Annotated in this window: 1 protein-coding gene and 1 pseudogene; one reads left to right on the top strand and one right to left on the bottom strand. The window is 67.4% G+C overall.

What is annotated here, in order from left to right:
• Positions 1-358 (bottom strand): hypothetical protein (locus ACFWAY_RS53840; protein ID WP_378516549.1); only part of this gene is annotated, 358 nt, incomplete at its 3' end.
• Between the two features lie 419 nt (positions 359-777).
• On the opposite strand from ACFWAY_RS53840, the pseudogene ACFWAY_RS53835 reads away from it, so the two are divergent.
• Positions 778-1257 (top strand): annotated as a pseudogene (locus ACFWAY_RS53835) (ornithine decarboxylase); the annotation flags it as partial.
• Positions 1258-1328: the final 71 nt, after the last annotated feature.

Raw genomic sequence — 1328 nt, 5'->3', positions numbered from 1 at the left:
CCCGGGCGTTCGACGAGGGTGGGGTGTGTGGGTTCGGTGGGCCGCCGGGGATTACGGTGAGTGTCCAATCGCGGCGTTCGGTGAGGGCGCGGTGTGGGTGCTGTGTCCAGCGGCGGCGTTCGTCGCTATTGCGCTCGTGGGTGATCGTGATTCGCCTGGTCCACCTTTCGGGCAGCCCGCGGTCATTGATCGCCAGCCCGATGACAACCCGAAGATCGGGATCGGGCGCTCCGGTGACCACGATGCGGCCGGGTTCGCCGCCCATCTCCATCCGGGCCCCGAGCACAGCGGAGACCACTTCGGCCACCTCGAGCACGGACTGCGCCCCGGCCACGTCGATGTGGTCGACTTCGGTCATCGCGGTCCTCCATTCCGTGCCGGCGGGACACGTAACCGTCGACCGAATCACATCACGCATGTCGGTTGGCGGTTCGAGTGGCACCAGGGGCCCGTGCATCAGCAGGCTGAAACGAGGGTCGGGTGTTTTTCCTCCCCGGCCACACCGGTGCTGGTCGGGTGCACGCGCCCCGCCGCTACCGTGTCGACCGAGCGCGCCTTGCGTTGCGTGCACGCGAGGTGCGGCCCCCTTGGGGCGCCGATGCCCGCCGGTGAGGGTCGGACCTGGTCGGTCAGCTGGTGGGTGGGGGGCCGCGGCGAGTTTCGGTGGTGTGGGCACACGGAGTTTGATCGATGATGTGCCCGGGACGCGGTGTCGGTCCGCCGCGGTGGGTGGTGTTCGGTGTGTTGGGCCCGCCGGTCGAGTGCTGTGGATGCGGCGTCGACGGCATCGACGGTCTCAATGTCCTCGAGGACCGCCTGCCGGGCAAGGAAGCCTCCCATGACCTGGACCGCCTGCAGATCCTGATCGACGTGAGCGAGACCGGCTACCAGTGCGCCGACTGGTTGCGCGAGCACTGCCGGTTGGACATCGGAATATCCGACCACCGGCGCATCCTCGCCACCATGTCCATGTCGATGGCCGACGACGAGCACATCACCGACCGACTTATCCGCGCTCTCACGGAAATGAGTGCCACCACTGCCTCCTTCGCGCCCGCGCCGCACATCGAACTGCCCAGACCCGAAGAATTGCAGCTCGAATCCGAGATGGCGCCGGGGGACGTGTTCTTCGGACCGTCGGAAATGATCCCCGCCGACCGTGCGGCCGGACGGATCGCCGCCGACCGTGCGGCCGGACGAATTGCCGCCGAACAGCTCACCCCGTTCGAGAATGCGGTGCCGGCGTCCGTCCCCGGCGCAGGGTTCGCGGGCCCGCACCGTTCGTCAAGCAACTGTTTGACAATGAATTCAAGCTGCTGCTTGACTTT

Origin of the sequence: Rhodococcus sp. NPDC059968 (assembly GCF_042738615.1) — a bacterium.
Lineage (GTDB): Bacteria > Actinomycetota > Actinomycetes > Mycobacteriales > Mycobacteriaceae > Rhodococcus_F.
The sequence above is the reverse complement of the archived record's forward strand: the minus strand, read 5'-3'. Positions and strand labels throughout refer to the sequence as shown.